This window comes from Klebsiella sp. CN_Kp091 (assembly GCF_040065095.1).
Taxonomy (GTDB): Bacteria; Pseudomonadota; Gammaproteobacteria; order Enterobacterales; family Enterobacteriaceae; genus Klebsiella; species Klebsiella aerogenes.
In genome coordinates, this window is record NZ_JBEAIO010000004.1 from 181658 (window position 1) to 198000 (window position 16343).

The 16343-nt window shown below is 56.9% G+C and carries 20 protein-coding genes; 5 read left to right on the top strand and 15 right to left on the bottom strand.

Going from position 1 to position 16343, the window contains the following annotated elements; all coding sequences use genetic code 11:
- Positions 1 to 25 precede the first annotated feature (25 nt).
- The 3 genes from mltC to mutY are packed head-to-tail and all read right to left on the bottom strand — an operon-like array spanning position 26 to position 2519.
- Positions 26 to 1108, bottom strand: coding sequence for a membrane-bound lytic murein transglycosylase MltC (gene mltC / locus ABLV17_RS04170; RefSeq protein ID WP_015369719.1), 1083 nt, complete (start codon positions 1106 to 1108; stop codon positions 26 to 28).
- Positions 1109 to 1156: 48 nt separating this feature from the next.
- A complete protein-coding gene (locus ABLV17_RS04175) occupies positions 1157 to 1432 on the bottom strand; it encodes an oxidative damage protection protein (protein ID WP_045392090.1) in 276 nt (91 codons plus the stop codon).
- A 28-nt stretch (positions 1433 to 1460) separates the two neighbouring features.
- Positions 1461 to 2519, bottom strand: a complete 1059-nt coding sequence (mutY, locus tag ABLV17_RS04180; protein ID WP_020077946.1) for an A/G-specific adenine glycosylase — start codon at positions 2517 to 2519, stop codon at positions 1461 to 1463.
- Positions 2520 to 2655: 136 nt separating this feature from the next.
- Between mutY and trmB the strand changes: the two genes are divergently transcribed.
- From trmB to ABLV17_RS04195, 3 genes are read left to right on the top strand one after another with little or no spacing between them, the layout of a single operon-like run.
- Entirely contained in the window at positions 2656 to 3375 is a 720-nt protein-coding gene (trmB, locus tag ABLV17_RS04185; RefSeq protein ID WP_045392086.1) for a tRNA (guanosine(46)-N7)-methyltransferase TrmB, read from the top strand.
- Positions 3375 to 3701, top strand: a complete 327-nt coding sequence (locus ABLV17_RS04190) for a YggL family protein (protein ID WP_015369722.1) — start codon at positions 3375 to 3377, stop codon at positions 3699 to 3701. The genes trmB and ABLV17_RS04190 overlap by 1 nt, the downstream gene beginning before the upstream one ends.
- Before the next feature lie 53 nt (positions 3702 to 3754).
- On the top strand, positions 3755 to 4471 hold the full coding sequence (locus tag ABLV17_RS04195) for a DUF2884 domain-containing protein (RefSeq protein WP_271032121.1): 717 nt from the start codon (positions 3755 to 3757) through the stop codon (positions 4469 to 4471).
- Between the two features lie 46 nt (positions 4472 to 4517).
- Here ABLV17_RS04195 and ABLV17_RS04200 read toward each other — a convergent pair whose 3' ends face one another.
- From ABLV17_RS04200 to ABLV17_RS04235, 8 genes are all read right to left on the bottom strand, one after another.
- Positions 4518 to 5765, bottom strand: coding sequence for a sugar ABC transporter permease (locus tag ABLV17_RS04200; RefSeq protein WP_271032122.1), 1248 nt, complete (start codon positions 5763 to 5765; stop codon positions 4518 to 4520).
- Between the two features lie 4 nt (positions 5766 to 5769).
- Positions 5770 to 6579: an ATP-binding cassette domain-containing protein gene (locus ABLV17_RS04205; protein ID WP_004181271.1), complete on the bottom strand. Its 810-nt coding sequence runs from the start codon at positions 6577 to 6579 to the stop codon at positions 5770 to 5772.
- A 59-nt stretch (positions 6580 to 6638) separates the two neighbouring features.
- Positions 6639 to 7685, bottom strand: coding sequence for a sugar ABC transporter substrate-binding protein (locus ABLV17_RS04210; protein WP_348854092.1), 1047 nt, complete (start codon positions 7683 to 7685; stop codon positions 6639 to 6641).
- A gap of 291 nt (positions 7686 to 7976) precedes the next feature.
- The gene (gene hemW, locus ABLV17_RS04215; RefSeq protein WP_087859782.1) at positions 7977 to 9116 is read right to left on the bottom strand and encodes a radical SAM family heme chaperone HemW; all 1140 of its coding nucleotides are present in this window, start codon (positions 9114 to 9116) and stop codon (positions 7977 to 7979) included.
- Positions 9109 to 9702, bottom strand: coding sequence for an XTP/dITP diphosphatase (locus tag ABLV17_RS04220; protein ID WP_308958904.1), 594 nt, complete (start codon positions 9700 to 9702; stop codon positions 9109 to 9111). The genes hemW and ABLV17_RS04220 overlap by 8 nt, the downstream gene beginning before the upstream one ends.
- A gap of 12 nt (positions 9703 to 9714) precedes the next feature.
- On the bottom strand, positions 9715 to 10005 hold the full coding sequence (gene yggU / locus ABLV17_RS04225; RefSeq protein ID WP_308958903.1) for a DUF167 family protein YggU: 291 nt from the start codon (positions 10003 to 10005) through the stop codon (positions 9715 to 9717).
- Complete coding sequence (locus ABLV17_RS04230) at positions 10002 to 10568, bottom strand: YggT family protein (RefSeq protein ID WP_015369729.1); 567 nt, start codon at positions 10566 to 10568, stop codon at positions 10002 to 10004. Before ABLV17_RS04230 ends, yggU begins: the two co-directional genes overlap by 4 nt.
- A gap of 17 nt (positions 10569 to 10585) precedes the next feature.
- Complete coding sequence (locus tag ABLV17_RS04235) at positions 10586 to 11290, bottom strand: YggS family pyridoxal phosphate-dependent enzyme (RefSeq protein ID WP_032715810.1); 705 nt, start codon at positions 11288 to 11290, stop codon at positions 10586 to 10588.
- Between the two features lie 16 nt (positions 11291 to 11306).
- Between ABLV17_RS04235 and ABLV17_RS04240 the strand changes: the two genes are divergently transcribed.
- Positions 11307 to 12296, top strand: coding sequence for a type IV pilus twitching motility protein PilT (locus ABLV17_RS04240; protein WP_348854093.1), 990 nt, complete (start codon positions 11307 to 11309; stop codon positions 12294 to 12296).
- Positions 12297 to 12637: 341 nt separating this feature from the next.
- A complete protein-coding gene (locus ABLV17_RS04245; RefSeq protein ID WP_087859779.1) occupies positions 12638 to 13291 on the top strand; it encodes a LuxR C-terminal-related transcriptional regulator in 654 nt (217 codons plus the stop codon).
- 130 nt (positions 13292 to 13421) lie between these two features.
- Here ABLV17_RS04245 and ruvX read toward each other — a convergent pair whose 3' ends face one another.
- The 4 genes from ruvX to rsmE all read right to left on the bottom strand — a co-directional run bounded on the left by ruvX (position 13422) and on the right by rsmE (position 16263).
- Complete coding sequence (gene ruvX / locus ABLV17_RS04250; protein WP_015369733.1) at positions 13422 to 13838, bottom strand: Holliday junction resolvase RuvX; 417 nt, start codon at positions 13836 to 13838, stop codon at positions 13422 to 13424.
- Positions 13838 to 14401, bottom strand: coding sequence for a YqgE/AlgH family protein (locus ABLV17_RS04255; RefSeq protein WP_045392076.1), 564 nt, complete (start codon positions 14399 to 14401; stop codon positions 13838 to 13840). Before ABLV17_RS04255 ends, ruvX begins: the two co-directional genes overlap by 1 nt.
- A gap of 131 nt (positions 14402 to 14532) precedes the next feature.
- Entirely contained in the window at positions 14533 to 15483 is a 951-nt protein-coding gene (gshB, locus tag ABLV17_RS04260; RefSeq protein ID WP_045392071.1) for a glutathione synthase, read from the bottom strand.
- A 48-nt stretch (positions 15484 to 15531) separates the two neighbouring features.
- Positions 15532 to 16263: a 16S rRNA (uracil(1498)-N(3))-methyltransferase gene (gene rsmE, locus ABLV17_RS04265; RefSeq protein WP_087859778.1), complete on the bottom strand. Its 732-nt coding sequence runs from the start codon at positions 16261 to 16263 to the stop codon at positions 15532 to 15534.
- Positions 16264 to 16343 lie beyond the last annotated feature (80 nt).

Sequence of the window (16343 nt, forward strand, 5' to 3'; positions counted from 1 at the left end):
GATGTCCGGGCCTGCGGGAGAGGGGCTACTTACGGCGATAGCTTTTCTGCGCGGTGTTAACTTTATACAGATAACGGCGCGATTCCGCCGACGGATGGCGGGTGGTGAGCGTCTGGTAGACGTCGCCTGGGGCCATGCTGTTAATGATGTTCGCCGCCTGGACTTTATCGCTGGAGAAGACGCGCAGTACGCTGCCGGCGCCGCCGTTATAGGCGGTGATCACCGCGTAGCGACGCGAGGTGGGGTTATCGATGCCGGCGAGATAAACGTTGTTCAGCATCGCCAGATAGGCGGTACCGGTATCGATGTTATTCGCCGGGTCAAACAGATAGCTGCGGCTCGGCAGGCCGGATTTGCCCTGCGAGCGGAAGACGTCTTTCCCCGCGCTGTGCTGGACGACCTGCATCAGCCCCATGGCATCCGCGTGGCTTACCGCATAGGGGTTAAACGACGACTCTGTCTGCATTATCGCAAGGATCAGCGACTCATCTACGCCGTATTTACGCGAGGCCTGGCGCACCATGCCGAGATATTTATGCGCACGTTTATCGAGGTGGTTCGGCACCAGGTTGATGGTGATGCTATAGACCACGCGCAGGCCATTGCTGCGGCTCTTCAGGCGGGTTTGCAGCAGATAATCGGCATAGCGCGCGGCGCGCCACTCCCAGCGGATGGATTCACCTGTGTTATCAACGACCTGGCCGTAGAGGAACGGTTCTTTGGAAATCTGAATATCATCGACATCGGAATAGAGGTCGATAGAGTTGGGGTCATCGCCCATCAACAGGGTTTTGATAATCGCCTGGCGTAACCGTCCTTGCGGATCGGTCCCGGCGATGGTCTCGACGGTAATCGTACCGGCATCAAAGTTGATGTGGCTGCGGGTTTGATACTGGTCGGTATATTTTACGTAGTCCTTCGGCCCGGCGAGCAGAACTTCGTTATACCCCCAAATGTTCTCGATGTTATGGGCAAACTGGCCCATCAGGATATCGAATCCGTTAGTGTCCTTGACCCAGGCCTCGTTATATTCGGCGCCTTTTTTATTGGAACTGGAACAGGACACGAGCAGTGGCGCAATCAGCGCGAGCGCTAAGTATTTTTTCATCATTCCGGGAGTGCGTGTTGTGTTTGTTTGGTAAAGGCCGTGAGGCCCTTACTGTTGTTCCGGCGGCGTGTAGCCTTCGATGTGAACGTCTTTCCCTTCAAACAGGAACTGCACCATCTCCTGTTCCAGCAGCTTGCGGTGCTCCGGGTTCATCATGCTGAGTTTTTTCTCGTTGATCAGCATGGTCTGCTTATGCTGCCACTGCGCCCAGGCCTCTTTGGAGATTTCGTTGTAAATGCGCTTACCGAGCTCGCCCGGATAGAGCTGGAAATCCTGGCCATCCGCTTCACGCTGCAAGAAAGTACAAAAAATCGTTCTGCTCATAATCAATCCTCTTTTATAGCCGAAAAAACTAGACCGGCGTTCCGGCTTTCAACTGTTGCAACAAGCGCTCCACGGGGGCCGCCAGTCCGACCGATGGCGGCTGCGCTAAGTTATACCAGAGTGCGTTACCTTCATCCATGCATGCGCCAGATGAGTGCACTGTAAGCCACATCGGCACAATATCCAGGTGGAAATGGCTGAAAGTGTGGCGGAAGGCGGTTAATTGCGTCAGATTATCGGCCTTTATCTGACGTTGCGCCAGCCACTCGCGCAGCCCGGCTTCATCCTCAAACTGCGGAAAACAGAACAATCCGCCCCATAAACCCACCGGCGGACGTTGGGAAAGAAACACCTCGTCGCCGTGCTGCATCAGCAGGAAGTAGCCGGTGCGCTCCGGAATGGTCTGCTTCGGTTTTTTCCCCGGATATTCCGCCCATGAATGGTTAGCGTAGGCCACGCAGCCGTTACTCAGCGGGCACAGTTCGCACTTCGGCTTCGAGCGGGTACAAACCATGGCGCCGAGATCCATCATCGCCTGGTTGAAGCGTTCTACGCCCTGCGCCGGCGTCACCTCTTCGCTTATTTCCCACAGCCGTTTTTCCACCTCTTTTTTCCCCGGCCAGCCGCTCACAGCATAGCAGCGGGCGAGTACCCGCTTCACGTTGCCGTCGAGAATCGGATAATGCTGACCGAGCGAAAGGGATAAAATCGCCCCCGCCGTCGAGCGCCCGACGCCGGGAAGCGCGGCCACCTCTTCAAAGGTTTGCGGGAACTCGCCGCCGTGTTGCGTGGCGACCTGCTGCGCGGCTTTATGTAAATTGCGCGCCCGCGCGTAGTAGCCAAGGCCGGTCCACAGATGCAGCACTTCATCCAGCGGCGCGTTGGCTAAATCAACAACCGTTGGGAAACGCGCCATAAAGCGTTCAAAATAGGGAATAACCGTGGTGACCTGGGTTTGTTGCAACATCACTTCGGAGAGCCATACTTTGTAGGGCGTCTTGGCGATTTGCCAGGGCAGGGTTTTACGGCCGTATTTGTCGTACCAGTCCAGGACCTGGGCTGAAAATTGCGCGGCGAGAAAAGTCAAAGCTACGGCTCCGGAATCGCGATTACAGGGTGGCAGATTGCAGCACAAGGGCGAGTGGCTGTAAACCCTTGCATCCGCCGGGTAACTTTGGATAATGCCCGTTTTCCGAACACATTCACAAGCAGACTTAACTTTTATGAAAAACGACGTCATTTCTCCGGAATTCGATGAAAACGGTCGCCCGCTGCGCCGTATTCGTAGCTTCGTCCGTCGCCAGGGCCGCCTGACGAAAGGGCAGCAGCATGCGCTGGATAACATTTGGCCGGTGATGGGCGTTGAATTCAACGATGCGCCGCTCGATTTCGCCGCCCTGTTTGGCCGCGAAGCGCCGGTCACCTTAGAAATTGGTTTCGGCATGGGCGCCTCGCTGGTGGCGATGGCGAAAGCTAAACCGGAGCAAAACTTCCTCGGTATTGAAGTGCACTCGCCGGGCGTCGGCGCATGCCTGGCGTCCGCGGAAGAAGAAGGCGTACAAAATCTGCGCGTAATGTGTCACGATGCGGTCGAAGTGCTGCACACTATGATCCCGGATAACTCGCTGAATATGGTGCAGCTGTTTTTCCCTGACCCGTGGCATAAAGCGCGTCATAATAAACGTCGTATCGTGCAGCCGCCTTTCGCCGAGCTGGTAAAAAGCAAACTGAAGCTGGGCGGCGTCTTCCATATGGCGACCGACTGGGAAGCCTATGCCGAGCATATGCTGGAAGTGATGTCTTCGCTGGAAGGCTATCGTAACCTGTCGGAAAGTAACGATTACGTACCGCGCCCGGAATCGCGCCCGGTAACCAAATTTGAACAACGTGGCCATCGTCTTGGCCACGGCGTATGGGACTTAATGTTCGAGAGGGTGAAATAATGGCCAAGAATCGTAGCCGTCGTCTGCGTAAAAAAATGCATATCGACGAGTTTCAGGAGTTAGGTTTCTCCGTAGCCTGGCGTTTCCCGGAAGGGACCAGCGAAGAGCAGATCGACCAGACGGTCAACGATCTGATTGAAGAGGTCATTGAGCCGAACAAACTGGCCTTTGACGGCAGCGGTTATCTCTCGTGGGAAGGGCTCATCTGCATGCAGGAAATCGGTAAATGTACCGAAGAGCATCAGGCCATCGTTCGCAAGTGGCTGGAAGATCGTAAATTAGCGGATGTGCGCACCAGCGAACTTTTTGACGTCTGGTGGGACTAAGTTTGACAAGGGTCGGCAATTGCCGGCCCGATTTGTCTTAAGGGAGTAAAAAGATGCGCAAAACGCTGCTGGCGGTGGCGCTTTCCGTCACCGCTTTGTCTGCCCACGCGGACTACCAGTGTAGCGTCACGCCGCGTGACGATGTGATCCTCAGCCCGCAGCAGGTGCAGGTGAAGGGTGAAAACGGCGATCTGGTGATTAAGCCGGACGGCAATCTGACCTTTAACGGTAAAGCCTATGCCCTTAGCGCCGCCCAGCGCGAACAGGCGCAAGATTATCAGGCCGGTCTGCGCAGCAGCCTGCCGTGGATTGACGACGGCGCGCGCTCGCGCGTCGAGAAAGGCCGCAAGGCGCTGGATAAAATCATCACCGAGCAGGTCGGCGCCAGCAGCAGTATGCATAGCCGCCTGACCAAGCTGGACGCGCAGCTGAAAGAACAGATGAACCGCATTATCGAACGTCGCAGCGATGGCCTGACTTTCCACTATAAAGCTATCGACCAGGTTCGCGCCGATGGCCAACAGCTGGTGAATCAGGCGATGGGCGGCATTCTGCAGGACAGCATTAACGAGATGGGCACCAAAGCGGTGCTCAAAGGCGGCGGCAATCCGCTGCAGGGCATTCTCGGCAGTCTTGGCGGCCTGCAAACCGCAATCCAGGATGAGTGGAAAAACCAGGAAGCGGATTTCCAGCAGTTCGGCAAAGATGTCTGCAGCCGGGTGGTCTCGCTGGAAGAGAGCCGCAAAGCGCTGGTTGGCTCGTTAAAATAATCAAGATTTCGCGGCCCGCATACCTTTGGGCCGCGCTCTTCTCCACTCAGGCCCGGCCGTGCGACACGCGTGAACGGCGAGCCAGAGAATCAATGATTACCGCAATCGCCAGTACCGCGCCGGTTATGATATAGCGCAGCGATGACGGCAGGTTCAACAGCGTCAGCCCATTTGAAATCGACTGAATCACGATGATCCCCAATAGCGCGGACCAGGCGCTGCCGCGTCCGCCGAACAGGCTGGTGCCGCCGATCACCGCCGCGGCGATGGCGTTGAGGTTGACGTCGCCGGTGCCGGCCTGCTGGCTGGCGGAGGCCAGTCGTGACGCCGCGAGAATGCCGCCGAAGGTCGCAAGCGTGGTACACAGGACGAAAGCGCTCACATAAATCGCCCGTACGTTAATCCCCGAACGGCGCGCCGCTTCACGGTTGCCGCCGACCGCGAACATTGAGCGGCCCCATTTTGTCCGTTTCAGCGCGTAGTTGAGGATCATCACGCAGGCGACGAAGAGACCGAAAATCCACGGAATACCGCGCCCCTGATTGAGGTAAAGCACCGCGGCCTCGAAGATAATCGTCAGCGCGATCGCGCGCGCCAGTAGCGAGCTGACTCCCTCGGCGGAAAGATTGGCCGCCAGCCGCCGCGAGCGTTTTTTCAGACCAAAGACAATAATCGCCAGTCCTGGCAGCAATGCCATCAGGTGTGAGAACCAGCCGGGCATCACCAGCAGTTGGCCAAAGCGCACCAGCGGCGAAGTATAGGGCAGGTTGATGCTGCCGCTTGGCCCGAGGATATACAGCTGCATGCCCAGCAGCGCCAGCAGGCCGGCGAGAGTGGCGACGAAACTCGGCATGCCGACGCGGTTATACAGCAGCGCGTAGACCAGCCCGACGGCCACGCCGCAGGCCAGCGCCACGGCGATGGCTCCCGCCAGCGGCCATCCTGCGTTTACCCACAGCACGCCGACGATAGCCGATGCCAGGCCGCTCATCGAGCCAACCGACAGGTCTATCTCGCCAAGCATCAGCACGCAGACGATGCCGAGCGAGATAAACCCGACCGTCGCGCAGTCGAACAGCAGGTTCACCAGGTTACTCGGCGCGATATAGACCGGATTGAGAAAGGTGAAGACCAGGGAAATCACAATCAGCCCGGCTATCACCGGCGCGGTGCCGAGGTCGCCGGTTTTGATGCGGGTTATCTGCGCGCGCAGGGCGCCAAACAGCCCCTCGTCGTGACGAACGCGCTCATCGCTGCGGTCCAGCGCGGTGTGGGATGCGGTCTTACTGTTCATAAAATTACATCGCTCCGGAAGTCGTGGGCTGTGATTTACGTTCAACCCGGCGTGAGACGGCGTTTTCCGTCGCGCCGGTGATCGCGGCGACCAGATCCTGATTAGAAGCATCGGGCGTGAAGATCCCTTTGTTGCGCCCGAGACGCAGCACCACGATACGGTCGGCGACGGCGCGAACGTCTTCCATGTTGTGACTGATGATGATGACGCCAAGCCCGCGCTCGCGAACGCGCTCAATCAGGTTGAGTACTTCCGCGGTCTGCGCGACCCCCAGCGCCGCGGTGGGCTCATCGAGCATAATGATTTTAGGGTTCAGCAGCAGCGAACGGGCGATGGCGACGGTCTGCCGCTGGCCGCCGGAAAGCGATGCCACCGGTTCGCGTACCGACGGAATACGTGCCGCCAGCTCCTGCAGCAGCGTCCAGGCCTTAACTTCCATCGCCACTTCATCGAGCTGGAACGGCGAAATTTCATGGCCCAGAAACAGGTTTGCCACTACATCAAGGTTTTCGCACAGCGCCAGATCCTGAAACACCGTAGCAATACCGTATTCCAGCGCTTTGCCGGGGCTATCGAGGGTGACGGGGTTGCCGTCAAACTCAATGGTGCCGGAGGTCGGCTGGTGGACGCCGGCGAGGATCTTCACCAGCGTGGATTTGCCCGCGCCGTTGTCTCCGACTAGCGCGACCACCTCGCCGGCGTGGACTTCTAATTCGATATCCGTCAGCGCGGACACCGCGCCAAAATGTTTAGAGACGTTGCGCAGTTGCAGTATTGGCCGCCCGGCGGCGGAGTTGTGTTGTTGTTGCGGCATACAAAACGACCTCAATAATGGCGAAATCACGCCCGCCGCGGCGGGCGCAGGGGCACAGCTTACTTGCTGATGCCTAACTTCTGGCAGGCGGCGGCGTACTCGCCGCTACACACCTGATCCCAGGTCTGGATTTTTTTATCGAAGATTTCCGCTTTGATGTTTTTGGCCGTCACCACTTCCGGGGTAAATAGCTGGGAAGGGGTGTTGTACAAGGTGGTGCTGGCCTGCGGTTTTTTGCCCTGAATAAAATCAACCGCCACTTTGGCCGCCGCCGCGGCGACGATCTCCGATGGTTTGGAGATGGTGTTGTACTGGTCGCCGGCGATGATCAGCTGCAGCGCGGCGATAGTGGCGTCATTGCCGGTGACCGGCGGCAGCGGCTGGACGCCGGCAGCCTTAAAGGCGGCAATAGCGCCGCCGCCGGTACCGTCGTTCGCCGCGACCACGCCCTTAATTTTGTCGCCAAAGCGGGTAACCTGCCCGGCGGTCCACTCCTGGGCTTTCGGCGGCGCCCACTCCGGGGTGTCGAATTCGGCCAGCGTTTTGTAACCGGACTCTTTCAATCCGCGATGGATACCGTCGCGGATCAGCCCTGCGGCGGCATCGGTTGGCGAACCGTTAATTTGCAGCACACCGGCATCCTGCGGCACGCCACTCGCTTTCAAATGGTCGGTGAGAGATTTCGCGATGGCGTAGCCAATGCCCTCGTTATCAAACGAAACATAAAAATCGGCCGGTTTGTTTGGCACCGGGCGGTCATAGGCGATGACCTTAACCCCTTGAGCCTGGGCGTTTTCGACCAGCGCGGCGGCGGCGGAAGAGTCAACCGGATCCAGGACGATCACTTTCGCCCCCTGGGCAATAACCGAATTAAACTGCTGCTGCTGGAGCGACGCGTTGGCGTTGGCATTCTGATAAATGACCTTACAATCCGCGCAAAGCTTGCTCATTTCCGCCTTAAAACCGGGGAAGTCGTGCTGCTCATAGCGGGTAGAGGCCTGATCGGGCATTAAAAAGGCCACGGTGGCGGACTCTGCAGACCAGGCTGAAGCCGTGATGGTGCCGGATAGTGCGGCGAGTGTGATAAAAATATTACAGTAATTCATTGTGTTACCCTCTTTTTTATAGGCTTAAGCCCGCCGGGTTGCGCCGACGTTACAGAGACTTTTTTAATCAGAGTTACCAATAATTCACATGCAGGATACTTCGGTTTTACATTTGCTCAACCGATGAAGCAGGATTACCACTGTGCAAAAAATGAGTCAAGAAAAGGAAAAAAGTCGATCTGATTTTGTGATTCGCTGCAAATAAGCGAACAAAAAAACGCCAGTCGATTTGACCGTAGCGGGAGAGGATATAGGGGGAAGATACGGGCGACGATGCGCCGCCCGCAGGGATTACTCTTCGCTGAGGAACAGCTCCAGCAGCGAATTTAAAAACAGCTTACCGTGCTCGGTAATCTGCCAGTTTTGCGCATCTTCCAGCAGATAGCCTTCGGCGATGGCGGCATCGATTTGCGGACGGATAACCTGCTCATCAAGGCCGGTATACAAGCTGAACTCCGCGCGCGGCGCGGCCTCCAGCAGGCGGAAGCGGTTCATAAAGAACTCGAACGGTTTATCCGCCGCCTCCACGTCATGCTGGCGCTCCAGGTAACGGCCTTCCATGTAGCCGCGCGGGTGACGGGTTTTTGCCGTACGCAGAATGCGGCCATCAGGGAAGGTCACTTTGCCGTGTGCGCCGCAGCCGATACCGAGGTAGTCGCCAAAGCGCCAGTAGTTGAGATTGTGCTGGCACTGATAGCCTGGTTTGGCGTAAGCGGAGGTCTCGTACTGCTGATAACCTGCGGCGCTTAGCAATTGATGCCCCTGCTCGAAAATATCCCACAGCGCGTCGTCATCCGGTAACACCGGCGGGCGCGAACCAAACAGCGTGTTCGGCTCAATAGTCAACTGATACCACGACAGATGCGGCGGATTCAGCGCGATCGCCTGGCGTAAGTCATCCAGCGCTTCTTCCAGCGACTGGTCCGGCAGGCCATGCATTAAATCGAGGTTAAAGCTACGCAGCCCCAGGCCGCTCGCCAGCCGCGCCGCGCGCTTTGCCTCTTCAGGACCGTGAATACGCCCCAGACGCTGCAATTTGGGCTCGCTAAAGCTCTGCACGCCGATGGAGATACGGTTGACCCCGGCACGCTGATACTCAACGAAGCGATCGGCCTCCACGGTCCCCGGATTGGCTTCCATGGTGATCTCCGCATCCGCCGCCAGCGGCAGGCAGGCGCGCACGCCATCAAGCAGGGTTTGCATCGCCGGGCCGGAAAGCAGGCTCGGCGTACCGCCGCCGATAAAAATAGTCTTAATTTCACGTCCCTGTGCGTATGGCGCATCGTGGCGCAGATCGGCAAGCAGGTGCTGGACGTAGTCGTCGTGCGGCACTTCGCCCTTTAACGCATGCGAATTGAAATCGCAGTACGGGCATTTCTGCACGCACCACGGGATATGAATATAAAGACTCAGAGGCGGCAAATTAGCCATTACGTAATGCTTCCAGTAACAGTTTCAGCGCCTGCCCGCGGTGGGAAATGGCGCTTTTCTCTTCACGGCTCAGCTCCGCTGCGGTTTTACCCTCGGACGGAACAAAGAAAATCGGGTCATAGCCAAAGCCGCCGTTACCCGCCGCCTGACGAGTAATCACGCCCGGCCAGCTGCCATGGCATACCAGCGGCGTCGGGTCTTCGGCATGACGCAGATACACCAGCACGCAGTGGAAATGGGCCTGGCGTTGCTCATCGGGCACATCCTGTAGAGCATCCAGCAGCTTTTCCAGATTCTGCAGGTCGCTGGCGTTTTCACCCGAGTAGCGAGCGGAGTAAATTCCCGGCGCGCCGCCCAGCGCATCCACCGCCAGACCCGAATCGTCGGCAATGGCCGGCAGGCCGGTGACCTGCGCGGCGTGACGCGCTTTGAGGATCGCGTTTTCGATAAAGGTCAGGCCGGTTTCTTCGGCGGAATCGACCCCAAGCTCAGTCTGGGCGACGATGTCGAGGCCAAAATCTTCCAGCAGCGAGGCCAGCTCGCGAACTTTACCGGCGTTGCCGGTAGCGAGTACAACTTTTTGCATATTCAATCCTGTTTAGTCAGCCAGCGCCGCGACGGCGGGCGGGATCTGCTGCGGGTGAATGATTTTTATCTGTTTATGACGGCCCAGTTCGCCTTTTTCGATAAGCACCTGGCTTTTCGCGACGCGGAACTGTTTAGCGAGATATTTTACCAGATGGGCATTTGCCTGGCCGTCGATGGGTGGGGCGGTGATGGCGACTTTGAGCTCGTCGCCATGCAGACCAACAAGGCTGTCGCGGCTGGCCTTTGGCTGAATATACAGCCTGAGCACCAGCCCGTCAGCGCAGACTTCAACGGCACTCATAGCGCCATCCACAGCCCCGGAAGCAGGACATTGCCAGTAGCTTGCAGCAGCTCGGCGATACCCATGTTAATCACGTACAGCAGCAGGACCAGCACCATCGGCGAAAAGTCGATGCCGCCCATGGATGGCAGCAGGTTGCGGATCGGGCGCAGCAGCGGGTCGGCCAACTGCATCAGCACGTATTCCACCGGGCTGCGGCCCTGGCTTACCCAGCTCATGATCGCCATCAATAGCAGCACCCAGAAAATCAGCGAACCGATGGTTTTCAGCAGGATCAGCACCGCGGCAATCCAGATAATCGGCTGGAAGGTGACCACCATAAACAGCACGATCGCCTTGATAACGCAGAGCACGAAGGCGACCAGCAGGGAGGCGCTATCCAGCGGCCCCATTGCCGGGATAATCCGGCGCAGCGGCCCGACGATTGGCTGGGTCGCTTTCACGACGAACTGTGAAAACGGATTGTAAAAGTCGCAGCGCGCCCACTGCATCCAGACGCGTAACAACATGACCATTGTGTAGAGCTCAATGACCGTTGAGAGCAGGAAGGTCAACGTCTTCATGGCGTTCCTCAGATTCCTTATTTTTTGCTGTAGTCGCGCGCGCCGAAGATTGCGGTCCCGATGCGCACCATAGTGCTTCCCGCCGCGATAGCGGCTTCCATGTCATCCGACATGCCCAGAGAGAGCGTATCAACCGAAGGGTAGAGCGTTTTCAGTTGCGCGAATGCTACCGCCATTTGTTGGGCGACGGCAAACTGCCTTTCATACTCTGACTCCGGCGCCGGAATGGCCATTAACCCGCGAAGCTGGAGGTTCGGTAAGGCGGCGACACCGGCGGCTAAAGCGTCAAGCTCCGCCAGCGGGATCCCGGATTTACTCTGTTCATCGCTGATGTTGATTTGAATCAGCACGTTCAGCGGCGGTAAATCCGCCGGACGTTGCTCGCTCAGGCGGGTGGCGATTTTCAACCGGTCGACGGTGTGGCACCAGTCAAAATGTTCGGCCACCAGCCGGCTTTTGTTGGACTGCAGCGGGCCGATGAAGTGCCACTGCAGACCGCTGGCGCCCGCCTGCTGGAAATAGCGGATTTTATCCACCCCTTCCTGGACGTAGTTTTCGCCGAATGCCCGCTGTCCTGCGGTCATTGCTTCTTCGATAGCGCTCGCAGGTTTGGTTTTACTCACTGCAAGCAACGTAACTTCTTCTGAAGCGCGGCCGCAGCGGGCGGCGGCGCCTGAGATTTTATCCCGGACCTGTGCCAGGTTATGCGCAATATCGTTCATATTCCGAGGATCAGTTATGGAGCTGGAAGAAATCGTGGCCCTTAGTGTAAAGCATAACGTCTCCGATCTACACCTGTGCAGCGCGTATCCGCCGCGCTGGCGTCGTTTGGGAAAGCTTGAGCCTGCACCGTTTACTTCGCCGGATGTTGAGGAAATCCTCACTCGCTGGCTTAACGACCCACAGTTGGCGCAGTGGCGTGCTGATGGCCAGGTGGACTTTGCCCTGGCCCTTTCAGATGGGCCGCGGCTGCGTGCCAGCGCTTTTGCCCACGCGCGCGGCTTGTCGTTGGCGCTGCGTCTTTTGCCGCAGCGATGCCCGCAGTTGGGGGATTTGGGCGCGCCCGCCGCGCTTAGCGAATTGCTAAATGAAGAGAGTGGTTTGATCCTGGTTACCGGCGCTACCGGTAGCGGCAAGTCGACCACCCTGGCGGCGATGGTGGACTACCTCAATCAACATCGCCATGGTCATATTTTAACCCTTGAGGATCCCGTGGAGTTTATTCACGCCAGCAGGAACTGCCTGATCCAGCAGCGCGAAATCGGCCGCCATTGCTCCTCCTTCGCGGCGGCGCTACGCGTAGCGCTGCGTCAGGACCCGGACGTCATCTTATTAGGCGAGCTGCGCGATAGCGAAACTATCCGCCTGGCGCTGACCGCAGCCGAAACCGGGCACCTGGTGCTGGCGACGCTGCATACCCGCAGCGCGGCGCAGGCCATCGAGCGGCTGGTGGATGTGTTTCCGGCGGAAGAAAAAGAGCCGGTTCGCAGCCAGCTGGCAGGGAGCTTATGCGCTGTGGCGGCGCAAAAATTGTTGCCAAATGCTTCCGGCAGTCGGGTTGCGCTATACGAACTTTTAGTGAACACGCCAGCGGTGGCAAATTTGATCCGCGAAGGGAAAACGCATCAGCTACCCGGCGTGATGCAAACCGGTCAGCAGGCAGGAATGCAAACCTTTGCGCAGAGTTTTCAACAACGTGCAGCGGCAGGTGAGTTATTGCCCTCGTAGAGATGAAACCAAGTTGGTATTCATTAAATTGTTAATTCAGTGTTCAATTAATGTTTTGATAAATGTTTTTATAATACAAATAAGTGGTACGACCTAAGCCTAAATAATGAATGTTATGACAGCAGGCTTACATTTACCTCGCTTCACCAGGAAAAAAGTAGGATTACCTTTTGACACTTTTGCGGGGTTCGATTTATGCTGTTTACGGGAATAGGAAGATTCTCATGAAATGATGTTTCAATAACCAAACTGTATTTGAAAATATAAATACATTATTGAACGTTTAATTTTCAGTTAATTTAACCGCTAAGATGGCGGGGTACTGCTAAGGAGAGTTTCAAGTGATTAATTTATCGGAGAATTTACTGCATTCGCGTCAGGTGACTTTCATTACTCATCCATCCATTCAGAGTAATGCATTTGCGGCGTGGTTGACTGAGAAGCTATCCGTAAACGTAACTCTGCATAATATCAACAAACCGCTAACTCAACGTCTGGCAAAAGATTCCGTAATATTGTTTGATATTGCTGTTTCCAATAAGAAATTGAATAGCGTGTGGCGAGATATTATTCGCGTACAGGCAGATAATCCGCGTTTGTTGATTATCAATAGCGCGCAAAAGTATGAGTTGTACGAAATGGCGCAATGGCCTGCGTTATATGGCGTATTCCGTCATGACGACGACCAATCGCGCTTAATTGAGGGCGTCAAAGCCGTATTGAATGGTGAACAGACGGCTGAATTGAGCGTGATGCACCCGGCGCTGTATTCTGCAGATCAGGTCACGGCGCCGACGGAGAACTCACCGTTGACCGAGCGTGAATGTGAGATCCTCAACGAGCTGCGCTGCGGCGCAACAAATATGGATATCGCACGCGCGTTATTCATCAGCGAAAACACCGTACGTACCCATCTGTACAATGTGTTCCGCAAGCTGAGCGTGAAGAACCGAACCCAGGCGGTAAGCTGGGCGAATGAACATCTGCGTCACTGATTGCCCGGCGGCGCTACGCTTGCGCGGGCCTACGGGTGATGCCAGCGGGGGTTTTGTAGGCCGGGTAAGGCGAAGCCGCCACCCGGCGCAAAAGCGAATCCATGCTTCGCTTTCATCCCAGAGCTACCGATCAGTATCCCTGTTCGAAATAGCTTTCGAGGATAACCACGGCAGAGGCGGAATCAACGCTGCCTTTATTGAGCGCGCGAAAACCACCGTGTTCAAACAGGCCGGCGCGAGCTTCGACGGTGCTTAAACGCTCGTCGTGGAGGGTGATTTTCACGCCGAAGCGGCCATGAATTTTATTGGCGAAATTACGTGCGCGCGCGGTTAGCGGCTGTTCGGTGCCGTCCATGTTCAGCGGCAGACCGACAATCACCGCTTCCGGCTGCCACTCTTTCAACAGCTTTTCGATGATGTTCCAGTCCGGCTTGCCGTCCTGCGCCTTCAGCGCCGGGAGCGGACGCGCCGTGCCGGTAATGCGCTGCCCAACGGCGACGCCAATGCTTTTAGTGCCAAAATCAAAACTCAAAAAGGTACCGCTCATTATGCATGCCCCGCGTCGGCAGGCATCGTCACGATATCGATACCGATAAGTTTGGCCGCCTCGCGCCAGCGATCGGCAATCGGCGTTTTAAACAAAATATTCTGATCGGCCGGTGCGGTAAGCCAGGCGTTATCGAGAATTTCCTGCTCCAGTTGCCCTTTTTCCCACGACGCGTAGCCCAACGCCACCAGCACGTTGCTCGGTTGTTTATCGGTACCGAGGGTTTCCAGCACGTCGCGTGAGGTGGTGATCACCGTGTTGTCGGAGATACGGATGCTGGAGGAAAAATCAGACGGCGGCGTGTGCAGGATAAAACCGCGATCCTCCGCCAGCGGGCCGCCGACCATCACCGGTTTATCCAGGCGAATTTCCGGGTTGCGCGCCACCGGCGCGATTTTCAGTTTTTCCAGGATCCCTTCCACCTGCAAATTTTCCAGCGGCTTATTGATGATAATGCCCATGGCGCCATCGTCGTTGTACTCGCAGATATAGACGACGGAGCGACGGAAAAGAGGGTCCTGTAGCGCAGGCATGGCAATCAGAAAGTGATGCTGTAAATTCATTGTCAGAGGTTCTGTTCCTGGTTTAAAAAAACAACACCCAGTATGCGGGTAAAGTAGAAACGTGTCGATGCACTTTGTTTTACAGGCGCCAGAGAGGCGCCTGACGGGCGGGCGTTTGCCCTTCCCAGTGCTTATTTGTTGATACGTTTTTCGATAGCGTCCATCAGCATGCCGGTAATCGACACGTCCGGGAAAGCGGCTTCGATTTCGCGCACGCAGGTCGGGCTGGTGACGTTAATTTCGGTCAGGCGATCGCCGATGATATCCAGGCCGACGAAAATAAGGCCTTTGGCTTTTAGCGTCGGGCCGACGCGGCGGGCGATTTCCCAGTCGCTTTCGGTCAGCGGACGCGCTTCGCCACGGCCGCCAGCGGCCAGGTTGCCGCGCGTTTCACCGCCCTGCGGGATGCGTGCGAGGCAGTATGGCACCGGCTCGCCGTCTACCACCAGCACACGTTTGTCGCCGTCTTTGATGGCCGGCAGATAATTCTGCGCCATGCAGTAGCGGCTACCCAGTTCGGTCAGGGTTTCGGAAATGACGCCGAGGTTCGGATCGCCTGCTTTCACGCGGAATATTGAAGCGCCGCCCATGCCGTCCAGCGGTTTGAGAATGATATCGCCGTGTTTTTCCCAGAACGCTTTCAACTGGGCTTTATTACGGGTGACCAGCGTTTCCGGAGTTAGCTCGGAGAACCAGGCGGTGAACAGCTTTTCGTTACAGTCGCGCAGGCTCTGCGGCTTGTTGACGATAAGCGTGCCTTTCTCTTCCGCGCGTTCGAGAATGTAGGTGGCGTAGATAAACTCGGTATCGAACGGCGGGTCTTTACGCATCAGGATGACGTCGAGATCCGCAAGCGGCAGATCCTGTTCGCCGGTGAACGCGTACCATTTGTCGTAATTCTGCTCGACGCTCAGCGTGCGCGTACGGGCGCGGGATTCGCCGTTGATGAGGTACAGGTCGTTCATCTCCATATAATGGAGTTCATAGCCGCGACGCTGCGCTTCCAGCAACATCGCGAAGCTGGTGTCTTTTTTAATGTTGATGGATGCGATAGGGTCCATCACGATGCCGAGCTTGATCATTGTTCTCTCCATTAGCGCTGTCGTGTTTGCGGATTGTTGCGCCAGATTTTAGCCCAGATCGCCAAAACGCACCTGCAGCGCGGTGATGGCGGTGAGCGCGGTAGTCTCAGTACGCAGAACGCGCGGTCCCAACAGGATATCAGTAAACTGGTAGCGAGCGGTCATCGCTATCTCTTCCGCCGACAGGCCGCCTTCCGGGCCAATCAGCAGGCGAACACGTTCAACCGGCAGCGGCAGCGTATTGATACTGGCGCTGGCGCGCGGGTGCAGGTTGAGCTTGAGGCCGTTTTCTTCCTCGGCGCACCAGGCTTCCAGCTGCATCGCCGGGCGTATTTCCGGCACGACGTTACGGCCGCTCTGTTCGCAGGCGGCAATGGCGATTTTCTGCCACTGCTGAATCTTCTTCTGCAAGCGTTCGGCATCCAGTTTAACGCCGCAGCGCTCGGAAAACAGTGGCGTTATGAGGCTTACGCCAAGTTCGATCGATTTCTGGATGGTGAATTCCATTTTTTCGCCGCGTGACATCACCTGGCCGAGATGGATGTGCAGCGGAGATTCACGATCGTCGAGCTGGCCGCGGATAACCTCAACCATGACGTTTTTCTTGCCCGCTTCGGTGATGACCGCGTCAAAAACCTGATTGCTGCCGTCAAACAGCTGTATTTCCTGGCCTTTGCTCATGCGCAGGACGCGGCCAACGTGGTTGGCTGCGTCTTCGCTGAGGGCGATGTGGCTGCCGGGGGTAATGCGTTCCGGGTGGTGGATGCGAGGAATGCGCATGCTTGATATTCCGTTCTTCGCGCAGATAGCGCCTTCCCCTGGGCGGGGAAGACGGCGGCTGCAAATTAACAATTGCCGCT